A 17031-nucleotide genomic window follows, 5' to 3' on the forward strand; every position below is an offset into this window, starting at 1 on the left:
AGAATTGATCATGCGTAAATGGAAAATCGCGCTGGGAACGGCCGTCGCCCTTGGGGCCATTTCGGTGGCGAGCGTTCACCTGCTCGACATGGGCAGCCTCAGCCTCAACGCCGGCACAGCCGGGGCGGCAACCCCCAAGCCGGAAGCCTTTGTCATGCCGGTGCCGGTGGTGAGCGTCGTCAAGAAGACGATCCCGATCTATCTCGACTACGCCGCCCGGGTGGAGCCGATCCGCAGCATCACGCTGCAGGCGCGCGTGCCGGGCTATCTGCAGGAGCAGGTCGCCACCGACGGCAGCGACGTTGCGAAGGGCGACCTTCTCTACAAGATCGCGCCGGAGGATTTCCAGGCTGCCCTCGAGCAGGCGAAGGCGCTTATCCAGCGCGACACGGCAACACTCGACTATGCGCGCTCCAATCTCGGGCGCGGCAGCGAGCTCGCCAAGAGCGGCTATCTCGCCAAGGACGTGTTCGACCAGCGCACCAGCACCTTGCGTGAGGCTCAGGCCTCGCTCGCCGTGAACCAGGCCGCCTTGCGGACCGCCGAGCTCAATTTGAGCTACACCGAAATCCGTGCCCCGTTTGCGGGACGTATCGGTCGCAGCCAGGCTTCCGTTGGAACGCTGGTCAGCGTTGCCGGCACGGTGCTCAATTCGCTGGTGCAGCTCGATCCGATCTACGTCACCTTCAATCCGAGCGAAACGGACCTGACACAGATCGAGGAAGCCCGCGCCGCGGGACCGATCAGTGTCGACGTCCTGCTTCCCGGTGAAACGGAACCGCGCCAGAAGGGCAATCTTACCTTCATGGACAACACGATCGATCGATCGACCGGCACGATCACGGCACGGGCGACGGTCGGCAACGGCAAGTTCACGCTGCTGCCCGGCCAATATGTCCGCGTCCGGCTGCACGTCAAAGAGCAGCCCGATGCGCTGATGGTACCGCAGACGGCACTCGGCTCAGGCCAGCTCGGCAAATATCTCTATGTCGTCGGCAAGGACAACACGGTCGACCAGCGTATCGTTTCGCTCGGACCGACCAATGGCGATCAGGTCGCCATCTTGAGCGGTGTGGCCGAAGGCGACCGGGTGATTACCGGGAATCTGCAGAAGATCGGCCCGGGAATGCCGATCTCGCCGCTGCCCGAGAAACCGGCCACCTGATAACCCCCATCAGGTCCGGTCCCGCGGCGCCCTCGGCTCCCACGCCAAGGGCGCCGTTTTTGCTGATGTTTTCGACACGGCCGATTCAAGCCGTAGTGCGAACGGCGGCTCTGGCGACGATGGCAGCATAGAGGCGCTCTCCAACTGTGAAGGCAGTTTGTGGATCAGCAAACGAGGCATCCATCCAGCCGACGGCTTGTCGCGGCTACACGTATCACTCGCGCGAACGCCCGCTTCGACCTGGATGGATGGACTGCTGGATTTAGGCGGCATAAGGCACCGTCTTCCAGGTCAAATCCTGGCGCAACGGTTTCGCCGGTCAGGCCGCCTGCAGGATCCGGATCCCGTGGCGTCCGGTAAGCTCGATCACGCGGTTAATCATGCCAGCGGTCGGCGGGCCGGAGGGCGCGTCCTTGGATGCAGCCTCTTCGAAGAATGCGATCATCTCGTCGTCGACGATCGCCATGAAAATAACCGGCACGGGACCAGCATTGCGATAGCCATGGGGCGCGTTGCCCGGAATGGTGACGACATCACCGGGTTCCACCTCATATTCTTGCGCGACCCCATCGATCATTGTCCATATCGTGAGGGTGCCCTCGAGAATGCGGAAAATTTCCGCGGAAGGATGCGTGTGGGGCGGCGTGCCGCTTCCAGGAGGTACCGTGACGTCGATCACGTTGAGTGCCGTCCCAGCGAGCTTTGCCCGGACAGCGACCTGATCGCCCATCACCCAGAAGCCTTGAACCGAATCGGCCGGATGGACCGTCGCTTTGGTCTTATCCCAAGTCACTTGCTTTTTCCTTTCGAACAGCGCCTTGCTGCGATTTTGCCGCATTGAGCAAGGCGCGAATTGCCCAGGCGGCTGCCTCTCCGGCCTCACGGCCGGTAAGACCCCAGTAGTCTTTCATCGTCTGCCAGGCAGTGGCGCTGAACAGGAGCTGGATCACGGCCTCAAGCTGGCGCGCCGCCTTCGGGTCCATTCCGTTTGCGACTTGCGAAAGGCTGCTCTGAAAGGCACGTTGCCGCTCACCATTGGCTTGCAGGCGCATCTCGCGCCCGGTAGCGCTCGCATGCGAGGCTCTGACTACGCCTTCGATTGCGTCCAACGAGGCGAAAAGGTCGGGAGGAAGATCGATCAGATCCTGCTCCCGCTCAGGCCAGAACCGCACTCCCAGCGAGGCATTGGTGCTGGCCCAAAAGGCTTCCAAAAGCGCTTCCTTCGTCGGGAAATGGCGGAAGATGGTCCGTCGGTTTACGCCCGAAACCTCGGCAACCTCATCGAAGCCAAGGAGGCTGTACGGATTTTGCTCCAGAATCGTTCGAATGGACGCGAGGATGCGCTCGCGCGTGGCCTGCGCCTGCTCTGCCCGCAGCGGGCTCTCGTATTTCTGAGTCATCGTTTGTGAATTCATGTCACTGCTAGTGACACAAACCTTCCCAGTCGTCAATGGACATTGCGAAGGCTACGCACCAGGCCGTTTCGCGCTGCGAGAGGCCAGCTGACGCTCAGCGGCCGGGACCTGGTCGGCTTGCATGGCCAGGCTGGCTGCGGCCGGAGGGGCGCCAATGTCTCCAGGATCGAGAATCCAGCTCTTGTTAGATTGTCGACAATCTGCTTGTCTTGCTTTCGGTTCCCTGGAGCAGCCGGAATGGCAACGCTGGATTTCAGTCCGATCGCCGACACGACAAGACGCGCCGAGATCGTCGCGCTGCTGAGGCGGGCGATCCTGACCGGCCGGCTGGAACCGGGGCAGAAGCTCAACGAACTCAGGATTTCCGAGCAGATGCGGGTGAGCCGCGCGCCGCTGCGCGAGGCAATGCGCGAACTGGTGCAGGAAGGCATCCTGACCAGCATCCCCTACGCCGGAACCTTCGTCGTCGACGTTACCGCCAAGGACATCGACGATGCCTATTCGCTCAACAAGGTGCTCGACGAGTTCGCCATCGCGCGGACCTGGCCGCTTCGCGACCAGCGCTTCTTCGACGAACTCGACCGGCGTCATGCGGCGGTGAAGCAGGCGACGCGCGACCTGGACACGACGCGGCAGATCGAAACGGCGCTGCAACTGCATGGCCTGATCCATGAATGGGCCGACAATTCGGTGCTGCTGGAGACCTGGCAGCGGCTGACCAGCCGGTTGCAGATGTATTTCGCGCTGCACCAGCGGGCGCGCAACGAGCCGGTGCCTGCCGAAGATGCTCACGAGACCTATGTGCGGCTGCTCAAGGGCACCGACATGCCCGCCGCCCAGCGCCATGCCAAGGAGCATATCGATTTGGATTTCGAGGAACTGCTCGCCTATGCGCGCGGGCTGGAACAGCGCGGCTCAAAGGGCGCCGGCGCCGATCGTGCCGGCCGACTTAAAGGCGGCTGAGCCCGACAAATTTGACGGACATCCCGGAACACAGACAACGGACAGAAAACGTGCAGATCAAAACCATCAAGGCATATCATGTCGTGCAGCCCTTCGTGGACGGGCCCTACCGCATGTCCAAGGGGCGTGTCGCCGATGCGTTCGACGCGATGATCGTCGCCGTCATCGCCGATAGCGGGCTCACCGGCTGGGGCGAGATGGCGCCGCTTGGCAATTTCTATTCGCCTGCCTTCGCTTCGGGTACTCGCGCCGGCGTCGTCGAGATCGCGCCGCATCTCATTGGCCATGACCCACGCGGGCTTGCCAGTATCAACAGGCTGATGGACACGGTGTTCAAGGGCCATCCCTACGTCAAGTCGGCGCTCGACATGGCATGCTCGGATCTCGCGGCGCGCGCCGCCGACGTGCCGCTGGTCACGTTGCTTGGCGGCCGCGAGAGCGAGACGGCGGAACTCTACAAGGTCGTCACCCACGGCACGGTCGACGCGATGGCCGCGCTCGCCAAGCGCATCGTCGGGGAAGGATTTCACCGGCTGCAGGTCAAGGTCGGCGGCAACGTCCATGACGACATCGAACGCGTCACAGCCGTTGCCGCCGCGGTGCCGAAGGGCACCGTCATCTTCTGCGACGCTAATGCCGGCTGGACCCCTTACCAGGCGCGCCAGTTCGTGGATGCGACGCGCACCATCGACTACACGTTCGAGCAGCCCTGCACGACCATCGACGAATGCCTGTCGGTGCGCCGCTCGCTCGACAAGCCGATGGTGCTCGACGAATCCGTCGCCTCGCTGGACGATATGCTCGACATCCACCGCAAGGGCGCCGCCGACGGGCTGACGCTGAAGATCTCGCGCCTCGGCGGCATTACCAAGACGCGCCAGATCCGCGACCTTGCCGTCGACCTCGGCTTCATGATCACGGTCGAAGACACTGGCGGCGCCGAGATCGACACATCGGCGATGGCGCATCTGTCGCTGTCGACGCCGGAGGAGCGCCGGCTGCACGCCATCGCCTTTCACGAATGGGTGACGGTGCGCACTGCATCCAACATGCCGCCGGTTTCGGGCAGCCGTATGGGCATTCCGGATGGGCCGGGCCTCGGCATCGATGTCGTTCCCGGCCTGCTTGGTGCGCCCTTCTTCGAAATCGGCAGCTGAGCTGCAACAAGGCTGCACCCAATCAACCTGAATATGCCGCGTCCTTCTGACTGCGGAGGCACGGCCGTGTGGATTGACCGCTCATCCAATCGTCTTCGGCCGATTGCAGAGCGACAATGCCCAATTGCCGGTTGAAATATTTTTCATTTGCAAATAGAAATGTTCAAAACGTTGATTTGGACGCTGCGGCGCGTCAGGAACTGGAGGAAGCGACATGTCCCATCCGCAATTTGCAGCGGAACTTCTGCAGCGCGCTGAACAGCAGGGGCCGATCACCATCGGGCTTGCCGGCGCCGGACAGATGGGCACCGACATCGTCGTCCAGGTCGCGCTGATGCCGGGCATGCGGATCGGCGCCATTTCCGAAGTCAGGCCGCAGGCAGCGATCGACGCGGCGCTGCTCGCTGGCCATGACCGTTCCGACATCGTCCAGGCCGGCAATGCCGCCGCGATCGACCGCGCCATCGAGGCCGGCAAGATCGCGGTGACCGAAGATTTGCATGCGCTGGCGGCGGCCGGCCGGATCGACGTCATCATCGACGCGACGGGCAATCCCAATATCGGCACGCTGTTCGCGCTGGAAGTGATGAAGAACGGCAAGCACATCGTCATGCTCAATGTCGAGGCCGACATCACCATCGGCCGCTTCCTCAAGGAGGAGGCACGCAAGGCCGGCGTCGTCTATACCGGTGCCGCCGGCGACGAGCCCGCCTGCACGCTGGAGATCATCGGCTTTGCCAAAAGCCTCGGCTTCAACATCATCGCCGCCGGCAAGGGCAAGAACAATCCGCTGAAGATCGACGCCATGCCGGCCGACTACGAGAAGGAGGCGGCCGAGCGCAACATGAATGCGCGCATGCTGGTCGAATTCGTCGACGGCTCGAAGACGGCGATCGAGATGGTGGCGATCGCCAATGCGACCGGGCTGGTGCCCGATGTGCCGGGCATGCACGGCCCGACCGCGACGCTGGAGGAGTTGGCCAGCGTGCTTTGCCCGCGCGAGGATGGCGGCGTGCTGCACCGCAAGGGCGTGGTCGATTACTCGATCGGCAAGGGTGTGGCGCCCGGCGTGTTCTGCATCATCGAGACCCGGCATCCGCGTGTGCTGGAGCGCATGATCGACCTCAAGGTCGGCAAGGGCCCCTATTTCACGATCTTCCGGCCCTATCATCTGACCAGCCTGGAAGTGCCGCTGTCGGCGGCGCGCGCCGTGGTCTACAAGCGGGCCGACATGGAGCCGCTCGACCATCCGGTCGCCGAGGCGGTGGCGGTCGCCAAGAGCGATCTTGGTGTGGGCCAATCTCTCCGCATGATCGGCGAGAACGACTATCGCGGCTTCGCCATGACCTGGGGGGATGCGCGCGCCCGCGGCGCCCTGCCGCTCGGCCTTGCCGAACGCGCCAAGGTGGTCAAGCCGCTCAAGACCGGCGACTTCCTGACCTATGAAAATTGTGTACCCGACGATTCGATGGTGATAACCCAGATCCGCCGCCGTCTCGACCAGTCGGACGGACGGTTCGTTACAAACGCAGCCTGACCCCGCCGGACCTCCGCCTGATGGACGATGTCGTAATCGGGATCGACGCCTCGACCACGGCCGTGAAGGCGATTGCCTTCGCGCGCGACGGCGAGGAGCTGTTCCAGGCGCGCGAGCCGTACCCGCTTTCAAATCCGAAGCCCGGCCATTTCGAGCAGGACGCCGAACATTGGTGGACGGCGCTGCTTGGCGCATTGAGGCAGATCACCGAGGCGGTCGGCGCTACGCGGGTGGCGGCGATCTGCATCGCTCACCAGCGAGAGACCTTCACGCTGGTGGACAGCGCCGGCAAAGCACTCATGCCGGCGATCCTGTGGCTCGACGAGCGCGCCCGGCCGCAGGTTATCAGGCTTTCGGCCGAACTCGGCCGCGAGGCGATCCGCGACTGGAGCGGCAAGCCGCCGGACCCGACGCCGGCGCTCTACGCCATTGCCTGGCTTGCCGAGCACCAGCCGCAAGTGCTTCGCCAGGCAGCGGCACTGGTCGACGTGCACGGTTTCTTCGTCCAGCGGCTGACCGGGCGATTGGTCACCAGCACCGCAAGTGCGGATCCGCTCGGACTGCTCGATGTCGAGAAAGGTACCTGGCACCCCCGCCTCGTTGCGGCCGCCGGACTGCAGATGGAGCAATTGCCCGAGCTGGTCGCGCCAGGCGTGGTCTGCGGCAGTCTTTCCGCAAGCATAGCGCAGCTGACCGGCCTGAGGGCCGGCACGCCGGTCGTTGCCGGCGCTGGGGACGGCCAGGCGATGGGCCTCGGCATGGGCGTCTACGGCGAGGGCAAGAGCTATCTCTCGCTCGGCTCCGGCGTGGTCAGCGGCTGCTATTCCGGCAAGGTGAAAACCTCGGACGCCTTTCGCACGCTGGTCTCGCCGACCGGCTCCGGTTTCATGCTGGAGACCGTGCTGCGCTCGGGCATGCAGCTGGTCGACTGGATCGTGCGAACCACCGGTTCGCCCTCGGCGGCAGCGCTGGAGAAAGTGGCGCTGGATGTTGCCGCGGGCAGCGAGGGCCTGCTCATCATGCCCTATTGGGCCGGCGTCATGAGCCCGTATTGGGACGGTGCGGCGCGCGGCGCCATTGTCGGCCTGTCGCTCGATCACCGGCCGGAGCATCTCTTCCGCGCTGTCCTGGAAGGCATCGCCTTCGAGCAGGCCGTCGCCACCAAGGCCATGGAAGCCCAGGCCGGCGGACCGGCGGCGATGATTGCCGCCGGCGGCGGCACCAATTGCGCGCTGCTAATGCAGATTATGGCAAGCGTGCTCGAGCGGCCGCTCTCGGTTTCGCCGGTCAACGAAGCCGCCGCACTCGGCGCTGCCATGCTGGCGGCAGCGGCTGTCGGCTGGTTTGCCTCGCCGGAAGCCGCAGCAGAGGTAATGGCTGCCGCTCCCACCAGGCATGTCGATCCGGTCGACGGGCTTGTCGCCGCCTATCGCAGCCGCAAGGAAATCTACCGCGACCTTTATCAGGCGACGCGCGACATCCACACCCGCCTCAGCGCTCTCGGCGAAATCTAGCGATTGAGCAGGCCCTTGGCCGCGTCTTCGTCGGTGATCAGAACCGATACCTTGGTGTTGGCGAGCGCAGCCCGCATTACCGCTACCTTCTCGCTGCCTCCCGATACCAGGATGATGCTCGGGATATCCGACAGATCCTGCAGCGGATAGGCGCAGACGCGGCGGTTGACCTCGTGGTCGACCGGGCGGCCCTCGGCGTCGATGAAATGACACAGAATATCGCCGACGGCACCGGCCGCCTGCAATTCCTCGAGTTCGCTTGGCTTGATGAAGCCGTAATTGGCGATCGGGCTGTCGTTGGAAAACGAGCCGACGCTGAGCACGGCGATGTTTGCCCGGCGTGCACGGAAGACGACGTCCTGAACGCTGCGCTGGCTCATGAAAGCGTCGCGCTGCTCCGGCCTGTCGGCATAGACCGGCACCGGCAGCAGGAAGCACTCCGCACCGATCTTTTCGGCGAAATCCCAGGCGCTTTCTGTCGGGTTGAGCGGCTGGGCATGGGTGAGGCCGCCAAGCATCGAAACCACCGTCGTCCTGGCGATGGGCCGCCGCGGCAATTCATTGATGGCGAATTTCAGTGTCCGCCCCCAGCCCAGTGCGATGACATCGCCGGCATTCACATGGTCGGCCAGGTAGGCGGCGGCGGCGTGGCCGATCATCAGCGGCGCGTTGCTTCGGTCGGCCGCCGACGGCACCACAACAGCCTGGCTGAGCCCGAACCGCTGCTTGAGGCTTTCCTCCAAAATCACGCATTCGACGACGCTGTCGCGGATGCGAAACTGGACGACACCCTCTTCGCGGGCGGCGGAGAGAATGCGGTGCACCTTGATGCGGCCGACGCCGAGAATTTCGGAAATCCGCTCCTGTGTAAGACCCTCGACATAATAGTGCCAGGCGGCGCGGGCCTTGAGTTCGGCGTCGGGGAAGCGCGAGGCTCTTTCGTTCTCTACGATCGTCATCTGTTTGCCTTGCCGCAGCCGCCGGCTCTGCTCATGATATTCCAATCCGGCGACTTCGAAATGCCCAAGATTTCCGAGACCTTGCGTAAGGCAAACCGGCGGACAGCGCAAACCCGTCGTCGAATGAAGCGGCAGGCCTTGACAATTTTCCGACGAACAGTTTAGCTGAACAAAATTGCATGTTAAAGATAAATTGTTCACAGGGAGGGGCCTGGTGAACAAAGTGGCCCGGTGATGCAGCGCCGGATTGCTGTGGAGGAGACAAAGTGGCTGTGAGCAACGACGCAAGCAATGTGAAGGCAGGCGAGTTGAAGGCAGGCTCTGGTGCGCAGGCTACGGCGGGCGCAAGGTTTTCGGCTGTCTTTACCGGAACCCTGGGTCCGCTGATCGGGCTGGTTCTGCTGTGCCTGGCGCTCTCGCTGACCACCGACACCTTCCTGACCATCCGCAACATCCTAAACGTGCTCGACCAGGTCACTGTGCTCGGCATCATGGCGATCGGCATGACGCTGGTCATCCTGATCGGCGGCATCGACCTGTCCGTCGGCTCGGTGCTGGCGCTGGCTTCCATGGTGATGGGCTTCGTCGCCCATCCGGACTATCTCAATCTCGGCCTGCCGGCCGGCATCGCCGCAGCCCTCGTCGTCGCCGGCCTTTGCGGGCTGGTTTCGGGCCTGCTGGTGACGGTCACCAAGCTGCCGCCCTTCATCGCCACGTTGGCGATGATGTCGGTGGCGCGCGGCCTCGCCAATATGATCACCGACGGCTCGCAGATCGTCGGCTTTCCCGACTGGTTCACCAGCCTGTCGATCATCCGCCATTTCGGCTTCCTCTCGGTCACCGTCGGGCTGATGATCGTGCTTGCCGTCATTTTCGCGATCTTCCTGAATTATCGCGCTACCGGCCGTAGCCTGTACGCAATCGGCGGCAGCGCCGAAGTCGCCCGGCTGTCCGGCATACCAGTCAAGTCGCTGACAAACTGGGTCTATGCGATCTGCGCCGTGCTGGCCGGTCTCGCCGGCATCGTGCTTGCCGCCCGACTCGATTCCGTCCAGCCGAGCTCCGGCCTTGGCTACGAACTCGACACCATCGCGGCGGTGGTGATCGGCGGCGCCAGCCTGTCGGGCGGCGTCGGTTCGATCGGCGGCACAGCCATCGGCGTCCTCATCATCGGCGTGCTGCGCAACGGGCTGAACCTGCTCGGTGTCTCGCCCTTCATCCAGCAAGTGGTTATCGGCGTGGTGATCGCGCTGGCGGTGGCCACCGACACTTGGCGGCGCCGAGCACAATGAAGAATGGGGCACAATGAAGAATTGGGCTCAATGAGATTCGCCCCGATATTCGGGCGAAAACGGATCGGTGATCCGAAACTGGGAGTTGTTCGGCCAAGGGGCGCCGCGATGCGCGGGCAGGACAGATTGAACATCAACGGAGGAATAAACATGCTGACCAAACGTTCATTGCTGCTTGCCGCCGCGGCCGTCATCCCGCTGCTTGGCCTGTCCGACATGGCCTCGGCCAAGGAGGCCAAAAAGCTCGGCCTCGCCGTCGCTAATCTGCAGGCCGACTTCTTCAACCAGATCAAGCAGTCCGTCGAAGCCTACGGCAAGGAAAAGGGCATCGAGGTCGTTACCGTCGACGCCAAGGGCGATTCGGCGACCCAGGTCAGCCAGGTGCAGGACCTGATCACGCAGAACATCGATGCGCTGATCTATATTCCAGCCGGCGCCACCGCCGCCACCGTGCCGACCAGGACCGCCAAGGCTGCCGGCATCCCAGTCGTCAATGTCGACCGCAACGCCGATGGCGCGCCCGGCGATACCTTCATCGCAACCAACAGCGTGGCATCGGCCAAGGCGGTTTGCGACTACATCGCCAAGCAGGCCGCCGGCAAGGGCGAGCTGATCATCATCCACGGCCAGAAGGGCACGACGCCCGAAGTCGACCGCTCGAAGGGCTGCGGCGAAGCGCTGAAAGGCTATCCCGACATCAAGGTTGTCGGAGAATTGTGGAGCGAAGGCTGGCACCAGGACGAAGGCTTCAAGCTGACGCAGGATCTGTTGCAGTCGCACCCCGACGTGTCGATCGTCATCGGCCAGGCCGACGCGCTGGCGCTCGGTGCGGCGCAGGCGGTCAAGGTCGCCAATCCCGGCCACAAGGTCTGGGTTGCCGGCTTCGACGGCGATGTGGCGGCGCTCAAGGCACTGAAGGACGGCGTCTTCGACGTGACCGCGACGCAGCAAACCCAGGGCATGGGCCGGCTCGCCGTCGATGCAGCAATCAAGCTAGTGGCCGGCGAGACCATTCCCGCCGAACAGCTGCAGGATGCGACGCTGACCACCAAGGACAATGTCGAGCAGTTCATCGCCAAGCATCCCTGATTGAGACCAGTCCGGCAGTCGACGAGCGCAACGATGTCCACCGATCCTCGCCACACGCACAGCCCCAATAACGGGCTCGTCGTCAGCGGCCTCTGCAAAAGCTACGGGCCGGTGCAGGTCCTGGCCGATGCGAGCTTCGAGGTGCGGCCGGGCGAGGTCGTGGCGCTGCTTGGCGAAAACGGCGCCGGCAAGTCCACCGTCTCGAACATCATCGCCGGGTCGACCAAACCCGATGCTGGCACCATCACCTGGCGGGGGAACCCTTATTCCCCCGCCAATCCTGCCGCGGCGATCGACGCCGGCATCGGCATGATCCACCAGGAGCTGAAGCTCTTGCCCGATCTGTCGGTCGCCGAAAATGTCTATGTCGGCCGCCTGCCGATGCGTGGCGGCCGCATCGACCGCGCGGCAATGAATGCACGGGCATCGGCCCAGTTGAAGCGCCTCGGCCTCGATGTCTCGCCCGAGCGCAAGGTGCGCACGCTGCGTATCGCCGCCCAGCAGCAGGTCGAGATCGCCAAGGCGCTGACGCTCAATGCCGAGCTGCTGATCTTCGACGAACCGACGGCCGCCCTTGGCGGCGAGGAAACGGAGCTCCTGTTCCAGCAGATCCGCAAGCTCAAGGCGGAAGGCATGTCCTTCATCTATATCAGCCACCGGCTGGACGAGATCGCCCAGATCGCTGATCGCGTGGTGGTGATGCGCGACGGGCGCATCGTCGCCCGGCACGAGCGCGCCGACATTCCGGTGCGCACCGTCGTCGAACAAATGGTCGGCCGCAGTGTCGAGCGGATGTTCCCTACGATATCGGCGCCGGGCAACGACACGCTGCTCGAGGTCGAGAACCTGTCCTCGCCGGAACGCAGCTTTCAAAATGTCAGCTTTTCAGTGCGGGCCGGCGAAATCCTCGGCATTGCCGGGCTGATCGGCGCCGGACGCACGGAGCTGGTGCGGGCGATCGCCGGTGCCGATCCGATCTCATCGGGATCGGTGCGCGTCGCCGGCAAGCCGGTGCATCTCAATGGCCCGGCGGCGGCGATCAAGGCCGGCGTCGTCCTGGTACCGGAAGACCGCAAGACGCAGGGCGTGGTGCTCGACCAGACGATCGGCGAGAACCTGGCGATCGGCAATTTCGACCATGTCGCGCCGAATGGCTGGGTGTTCCCGAAGGCGGTGCAGAAATTCGCCGAGGCCGGCATTCGCCGGCTCGGCGTCAAGGGCCGGCCGAACCAGGCGGTCAGCAAGCTTTCAGGCGGCAACCAGCAGAAGGTGATCATCGCCAAATGGGTGTCGCGCCCGCCCAAGGTATTCATCCTGGACGAGCCGACGCGCGGCATCGACGTCGGTGCACGCGCCGCGATCTATGATGTCATCGCCGACCTTGCCCGCTCCGGCATGGCGGTGGTGGTGGTGAGCTCCGACCTCGAGGAAGTGCTCGGCCTGTCACATCGCGTGCTGGTGCTGAGCCGCGGCCGGCAACGCGGCATTCTCGACCGCAGCGAAGCAAGCAATATCGCCGTGATGGAACTAGCCACGAGCTAGGACGCCCATCGAAACAAAGCGCAGCAGGTGGTATCCTCCCGGGCACCAGACCGCGCGGGGCGCCAGCAACAGAGTTGGCGCCCCTTTATTTCCGGAGGACGGCGGTTGGAGCAGAGGGACCGACGATGAAATTATTCGACCTTCATGGTGACGTGGCACTTGTGACAGGCGCCGGCAGCGGCATCGGGCAAGCAATCGCCATTGGGCTGGCCGAAGCCGGCGCCGACATAGCCTGCTTCGGCCACGCCTCGAAAGGCGGGCTGGAGGAGACCGCGCACCGGATCACGGCACTCGGCCGCAAGGCGCTGGTGCTGAACGGCACAGTGACTTCAGAGACCGATCTCGCGGCCGCGATAGAGCGTACGGAGATGGAACTCGGCGCGTTGACCATCGCCGTCAACAATGCCGGCGTCGCCGGAGCTGAGCCGGCAGAGACGCTGTCGCTGGAAAAATGGCAGAAGCTCTATGACGTCAATGTCAGCGGCGTGTTCCTGTCCTGCCAGGCCGAGGCCCGCGCCATGCTGACGCGGCGCAAGGGCTCGATCATCAACATCGCGTCGATGTCGGGCTCAATCGTCAATCGCGGCCTGACCCAGGCGCATTACAATTCGTCGAAGGCCGCGGTGATCCACATGTCGAAAAGCCTCGCCATGGAATGGGCCAATCGCGGCCTGCGCGTCAATGTCGTCAGCCCCGGCTACACGCTGACGCCGATGAACAAGCGGCCGGAGGTCGCCGACCAGGTCAGGATCTTTGAGCGCGACACGCCGATGGGCCGCATGGCGGCGCCGGAAGAGATGGTCGGCCCGACCGTGTTCCTGGCCAGCCGCGCCGCGAGTTTCGTCACCGGCATCGACCTGATCGTCGATGGCGGCTTTGTCTGCTGGTAGGAGAAAAGATGCAGAAGCGATTCCTAGGAAAAACGGCGGTCATCACCGGCGCCAGCGGCGGCATTGGCGCGGCAATGGCCAGGCGCTTCGCGGCGGAAGGTGCCGCGGTCGTCGTCAGCGCCATCGACCCGCGCGTCGAAGAGGTCGCCGCCGATCTCAAGGCTACGGGCGCCAGGGTCGCATCGCTGCGCATGGACGTGACCAAAAAGGACGAGGTCGTCGCCCTCTATGACCTAGCCGAGCAACAGTTCGGCCGCGTCGACATCTCCGTACAGAATGCCGGTGTCATCACCATCGCCAGGATCGAGGCGATGACCGAGGCCGAATGGGACAAGGTGATGGCGGTCAACACCAAGGGCGTGTTCCTGTGCTGCCAAGAGGCGATCGCGCGCATTCGCAAGCATGGCGACGGCGGCCGGCTGATCAACACCGCATCCGGCCAGGCGCGGCAGGGCTTTATCTACACGCCGCATTATGCGGCCTCGAAATTCGGCGTCGTCGGCGTCACCCAGAGCCTGGCCAAGGAAGTGGCCAAGGAGAAGATCACCGTCAACGCGATCTGCCCCGGCATCATCGACACCGATATGTGGGCCTATAACGATGCCGCATGGGGCAAGTTGATGGGCGACTACAAGCCCGGCGAGCTGATGGCCGAATGGGTGAAGAACATCCCGATGGGCCGCGCCGGCAGCGGCGAAGATGTCTCCGGCCTGGTCAGCTTTCTGGCCAGCGACGATGCGGCCTACATCACCGGCCAGACCATCAATGTCGATGGCGGCCTGATCATGTCGTGAGCGGCGGCGCGGGCCAACGTACCATCCACCGGGATCTGAAAGCCCGCCTCGCTGCGTTCAGACTGGTCGGCCGGCCCGTGCCAATCCATGCTCCACGAGCCGGTCGATGATTTCGGAATAGCTGACGCCGCTCGCCGCCATTGCCTTGGAATACATGCTGATATCGGTGAAGCCGGGGATGGTGTTGATTTCATTGACCAAGAACTGCATGTCCGGTGTCAGGAAAAAGTCGACGCGCGCCATCCCGTCACAGCCGACGGCTCTGAAAGCCCTTGCGGCCACGTCCCGCATGGCTGCCTCGACCTCCGGCGGCAGTTCGGCCGGCACTCTTAGCGCCGCGCCGTTCTCGTCGATGTATTTGGCATCGTAGCTGTAGAAATCGTGGCTTTCGGCCGGCACGATCTCGCCTGGCCGCGAGACGAACAGGTCGCCTCCCGGGTCCTCCAACACGCTATATTCGATCTCGCGCCCACGAATGAATTCCTCAGCCAACAGCTTGCAATCGTGCCGGAAGGCTTCAGCAAGCGCTCCATCGAATTCCTGGCTGGCATGGACTTTTCCGACGCCGACAGACGATCCCTGACGCGCCGGTTTGATGAAGAACGGCAGGCCGAGTTCGCTTTCCAGTGCAGCGAGGGCGGGCGCCGCACCTTCATGGATCGTCACTGAGCGCGCGATTGGCAGCCCCGCCGCTTCCAGGAGCCGTTTGGCGATGTCCTTGTCCAGCGCGGTTGCCGAACCCAGGATGCCGCAGCCGGCGAGCGGCACCCGAGCCACCTCGGCCACCCCCTGTACCGAGCCGTCTTCGCCATGAGGGCCGTGCAGGACAGGAAACAGGATGTCGATCTTCGGCAGATCATAGGGCGTGCCGTCGGCCGGGATCGCCATCATCCGTCCGCGCCCACCCGGAACCAGGCAAACTTCCGTGCCGGCCGCAGGTTTTGCGAGCGTACCATCCTGGAAGCTGCTCAGCAGCCACTGTCCTTCGCTCGTGACGAAGATTGGGAGGGCATCGTATTTGGCGGACAGCAGCGCACGCATGACATTGGTTGCTGAAAGCACCGAAACGTCATGTTCGGCGGAACGTCCGCCAAAGAGCACGGCAATTCGCAGTCTGTTCAAGGAAGAGGTCATGAAAGCCTCGGATATGATCTGGTGTTGAAAGGTCACAAGCCGGCGGCGATCCCGCGTTTGGCGAAGACGTAAGGCATTTTGGTCTGCTGCATTGTGTCGGTACCCTGTCCTTGCGGCTCGCACACGGGATGACCGGCAATCTTGGCTTTTTTCAAACTCATCTACGGGTCCCGCAGAAAGACGGGCCGTGAAATTGGCACCGGCGTTAATCGTTGCGCGACGTGAACGTTGGTATATATAATTTCATCCCATGAAAGTGGCTCTGGGCGAGTTGCCGAGCCGACAGCCGAGATCATGGGACTTTGATGGTGTGCCCCTCAAGACCGGCGATCGATCCGTGGATGACTGCTTCGGCAGCAATCCTTCGGCAGTCATGACGCGGCCGGTCCCGCCACATCTTCACCAATTTGGGCACCATCCCCGTTTTGCGCCGGCATCCGCTTCGGCAGCATTGTGGCGCCTACGGCCTTGCGCAACGACAAGCTTTTCCAACACAATCAAAAAAGACGCAAGAAGGGAACGAACGATAACGTCCACCAGAGCTTGACAGGAGAACAAGCATGTCACTTCGGAGCATGATTTCGAATTTCTCAATGGGAGCCTTAACACTTGCCGCAGCCGCACTGACATCTTCGGCCTATGCGGCAGCGCCGGAATCCAACGACCCGATCAAGATCGCACTGTTCGATTGGACCAGCGTCAATCTGAACGCCAAGATCCTCGGCGGCATCCTCGAAAAGCTCGGCTATACCGTCGAGTATCCGACCGCCGACTATCTCTCCAGCCTGACCACCGGCCTGACCAATGGCGACATCGATGTCGGCCTGGAATTCTGGGACACGACGGCCGGCGAGGCGATGAAGGCCTCGGACGCGACGGGCCAGACCGAACGCCTCGGCAAGCTCGGACCCAAGGCCAAGGAAGAATGGTGGTTTCCCGAATATATGAAAGAGAAATGCCCCGGCCTGCCGAACTGGGAAGCGCTGAAAGACCCGAAATGCGCCGAGGCCTTCTCGACGGCCGAAACCGCGCCGAAGGGGCGTTATCTCGGCGGACCCGTGACATGGGAAGGCTTTGACGACGAACGCGTCGAGGCGCTGAAACTGCCCTTCACCGTCATCCATGCCGGTACCGATGCGGCGATGTTCGCCGAACTGGACTCGGCCTATCAGCGCAAGGCGCCGATCATGCTGTGGATCTATTCGCCGCATTGGGCGCCGGCCAAATACAAGGGCGAATGGGTCGAATTCCCCGACTATACGACAGAGTGCTACACCGACCCGAAATGGGGCGTGAACCCCGACGCGAAATATGACTGCGGCAAGCCGCATGGCGAGATCTGGAAATATTCCTGGGCCGGCATGAAGGACAAATGGCCGGTCGCCTACAAGGTCGCGAAAAACTACACGGTCGATACCGACGAGCTCAACAAGATGAGCGGCGAGATCGATCTCGAAGGCAAGACGCCGGAAGACGTCGTCGCCGCCTGGATCGCCGCCCACGAAGCCGACTGGAAAGCCTGGGCCGAGTGACCGTCTGACTGGAAATCCGACGACCCGGCCATCCGTGGCCGGGTCTCG

General features: G+C 63.4%; 16 protein-coding genes. 11 read left to right on the plus strand and 5 right to left on the minus strand.

Annotated elements, in window-relative coordinates:
• Positions 1 to 10: 10 nt before the first annotated feature.
• Complete coding sequence (locus NKH16_RS28460; protein WP_352540141.1) at positions 11 to 1165, plus strand: efflux RND transporter periplasmic adaptor subunit; 1155 nt, start codon at positions 11 to 13, stop codon at positions 1163 to 1165.
• A 319-nt stretch (positions 1166 to 1484) separates the two neighbouring features.
• Here the strand turns inward: NKH16_RS28460 and NKH16_RS28465 are convergent, their stop codons facing one another.
• Entirely contained in the window at positions 1485 to 1958 is a 474-nt protein-coding gene (locus NKH16_RS28465; RefSeq protein WP_352452551.1) for a cupin domain-containing protein, read from the minus strand.
• Complete coding sequence (locus tag NKH16_RS28470) at positions 1945 to 2565, minus strand: TetR/AcrR family transcriptional regulator (RefSeq protein ID WP_352452550.1); 621 nt, start codon at positions 2563 to 2565, stop codon at positions 1945 to 1947. The genes NKH16_RS28465 and NKH16_RS28470 overlap by 14 nt, the downstream gene beginning before the upstream one ends.
• A gap of 252 nt (positions 2566 to 2817) precedes the next feature.
• On the opposite strand from NKH16_RS28470, the gene NKH16_RS28475 reads away from it, so the two are divergent.
• From NKH16_RS28475 to NKH16_RS28490, 4 genes are all read left to right on the plus strand, one after another.
• On the plus strand, positions 2818 to 3543 hold the full coding sequence (locus tag NKH16_RS28475) for a GntR family transcriptional regulator (protein ID WP_352877528.1): 726 nt from the start codon (positions 2818 to 2820) through the stop codon (positions 3541 to 3543).
• 50 nt (positions 3544 to 3593) lie between these two features.
• The gene (locus NKH16_RS28480; protein ID WP_352877525.1) at positions 3594 to 4700 is read left to right on the plus strand and encodes a mandelate racemase/muconate lactonizing enzyme family protein; all 1107 of its coding nucleotides are present in this window, start codon (positions 3594 to 3596) and stop codon (positions 4698 to 4700) included.
• 214 nt (positions 4701 to 4914) lie between these two features.
• Positions 4915 to 6237, plus strand: coding sequence for an NAD(P)H-dependent oxidoreductase (locus tag NKH16_RS28485; RefSeq protein WP_352877522.1), 1323 nt, complete (start codon positions 4915 to 4917; stop codon positions 6235 to 6237).
• A gap of 20 nt (positions 6238 to 6257) precedes the next feature.
• Positions 6258 to 7751, plus strand: a complete 1494-nt coding sequence (locus NKH16_RS28490; protein WP_352877519.1) for a xylulokinase — start codon at positions 6258 to 6260, stop codon at positions 7749 to 7751.
• On the opposite strand, the gene NKH16_RS28495 is transcribed toward NKH16_RS28490, so the two are convergent.
• The gene (locus tag NKH16_RS28495; protein ID WP_031211026.1) at positions 7748 to 8710 is read right to left on the minus strand and encodes a sugar-binding transcriptional regulator; all 963 of its coding nucleotides are present in this window, start codon (positions 8708 to 8710) and stop codon (positions 7748 to 7750) included. The two genes, NKH16_RS28490 and NKH16_RS28495, sit on opposite strands and share 4 nt — an antisense overlap.
• Positions 8711 to 9018: 308 nt before the next feature.
• On the opposite strand from NKH16_RS28495, the gene NKH16_RS28500 reads away from it, so the two are divergent.
• The 5 genes from NKH16_RS28500 (at position 9019) to NKH16_RS28520 (ending at position 14317) form a co-directional block, all read left to right on the plus strand.
• Positions 9019 to 10002 (plus strand): ABC transporter permease, encoded by a 984-nt coding sequence (locus NKH16_RS28500; RefSeq protein WP_502895025.1) that lies wholly within the window; start codon positions 9019 to 9021, stop codon positions 10000 to 10002.
• A gap of 150 nt (positions 10003 to 10152) precedes the next feature.
• A complete protein-coding gene (locus NKH16_RS28505; RefSeq protein WP_352877513.1) occupies positions 10153 to 11091 on the plus strand; it encodes a sugar ABC transporter substrate-binding protein in 939 nt (312 codons plus the stop codon).
• A gap of 33 nt (positions 11092 to 11124) precedes the next feature.
• Positions 11125 to 12633 carry a sugar ABC transporter ATP-binding protein gene (locus NKH16_RS28510; protein WP_352877511.1) on the plus strand — a complete coding sequence of 503 codons (1509 nt, stop codon included), beginning with the start codon at positions 11125 to 11127 and terminating at the stop codon, positions 12631 to 12633.
• Positions 12634 to 12758: 125 nt separating this feature from the next.
• Positions 12759 to 13523: an SDR family oxidoreductase gene (locus NKH16_RS28515; protein ID WP_352877508.1), complete on the plus strand. Its 765-nt coding sequence runs from the start codon at positions 12759 to 12761 to the stop codon at positions 13521 to 13523.
• 8 nt (positions 13524 to 13531) lie between these two features.
• Positions 13532 to 14317, plus strand: a complete 786-nt coding sequence (locus tag NKH16_RS28520; protein WP_352452541.1) for an SDR family oxidoreductase — start codon at positions 13532 to 13534, stop codon at positions 14315 to 14317.
• Positions 14318 to 14374: 57 nt separating this feature from the next.
• On the opposite strand, the gene NKH16_RS28525 is transcribed toward NKH16_RS28520, so the two are convergent.
• Both NKH16_RS28525 and NKH16_RS28530 read right to left on the minus strand, forming a co-directional pair.
• The gene (locus tag NKH16_RS28525; protein ID WP_352452540.1) at positions 14375 to 15451 is read right to left on the minus strand and encodes a D-alanine--D-alanine ligase family protein; all 1077 of its coding nucleotides are present in this window, start codon (positions 15449 to 15451) and stop codon (positions 14375 to 14377) included.
• A gap of 32 nt (positions 15452 to 15483) precedes the next feature.
• On the minus strand, positions 15484 to 15612 hold the full coding sequence (locus NKH16_RS28530) for a hypothetical protein (RefSeq protein WP_352452539.1): 129 nt from the start codon (positions 15610 to 15612) through the stop codon (positions 15484 to 15486).
• Positions 15613 to 16011: 399 nt separating this feature from the next.
• Between NKH16_RS28530 and NKH16_RS28535 the strand changes: the two genes are divergently transcribed.
• Positions 16012 to 16983, plus strand: a complete 972-nt coding sequence (locus NKH16_RS28535; RefSeq protein WP_352877505.1) for an ABC transporter substrate-binding protein — start codon at positions 16012 to 16014, stop codon at positions 16981 to 16983.
• Positions 16984 to 17031 lie beyond the last annotated feature (48 nt).

Origin of the sequence: Mesorhizobium sp. M1307, assembly GCF_040318155.1 — a bacterium.
GTDB lineage: Bacteria > Pseudomonadota > Alphaproteobacteria > Rhizobiales > Rhizobiaceae > Mesorhizobium.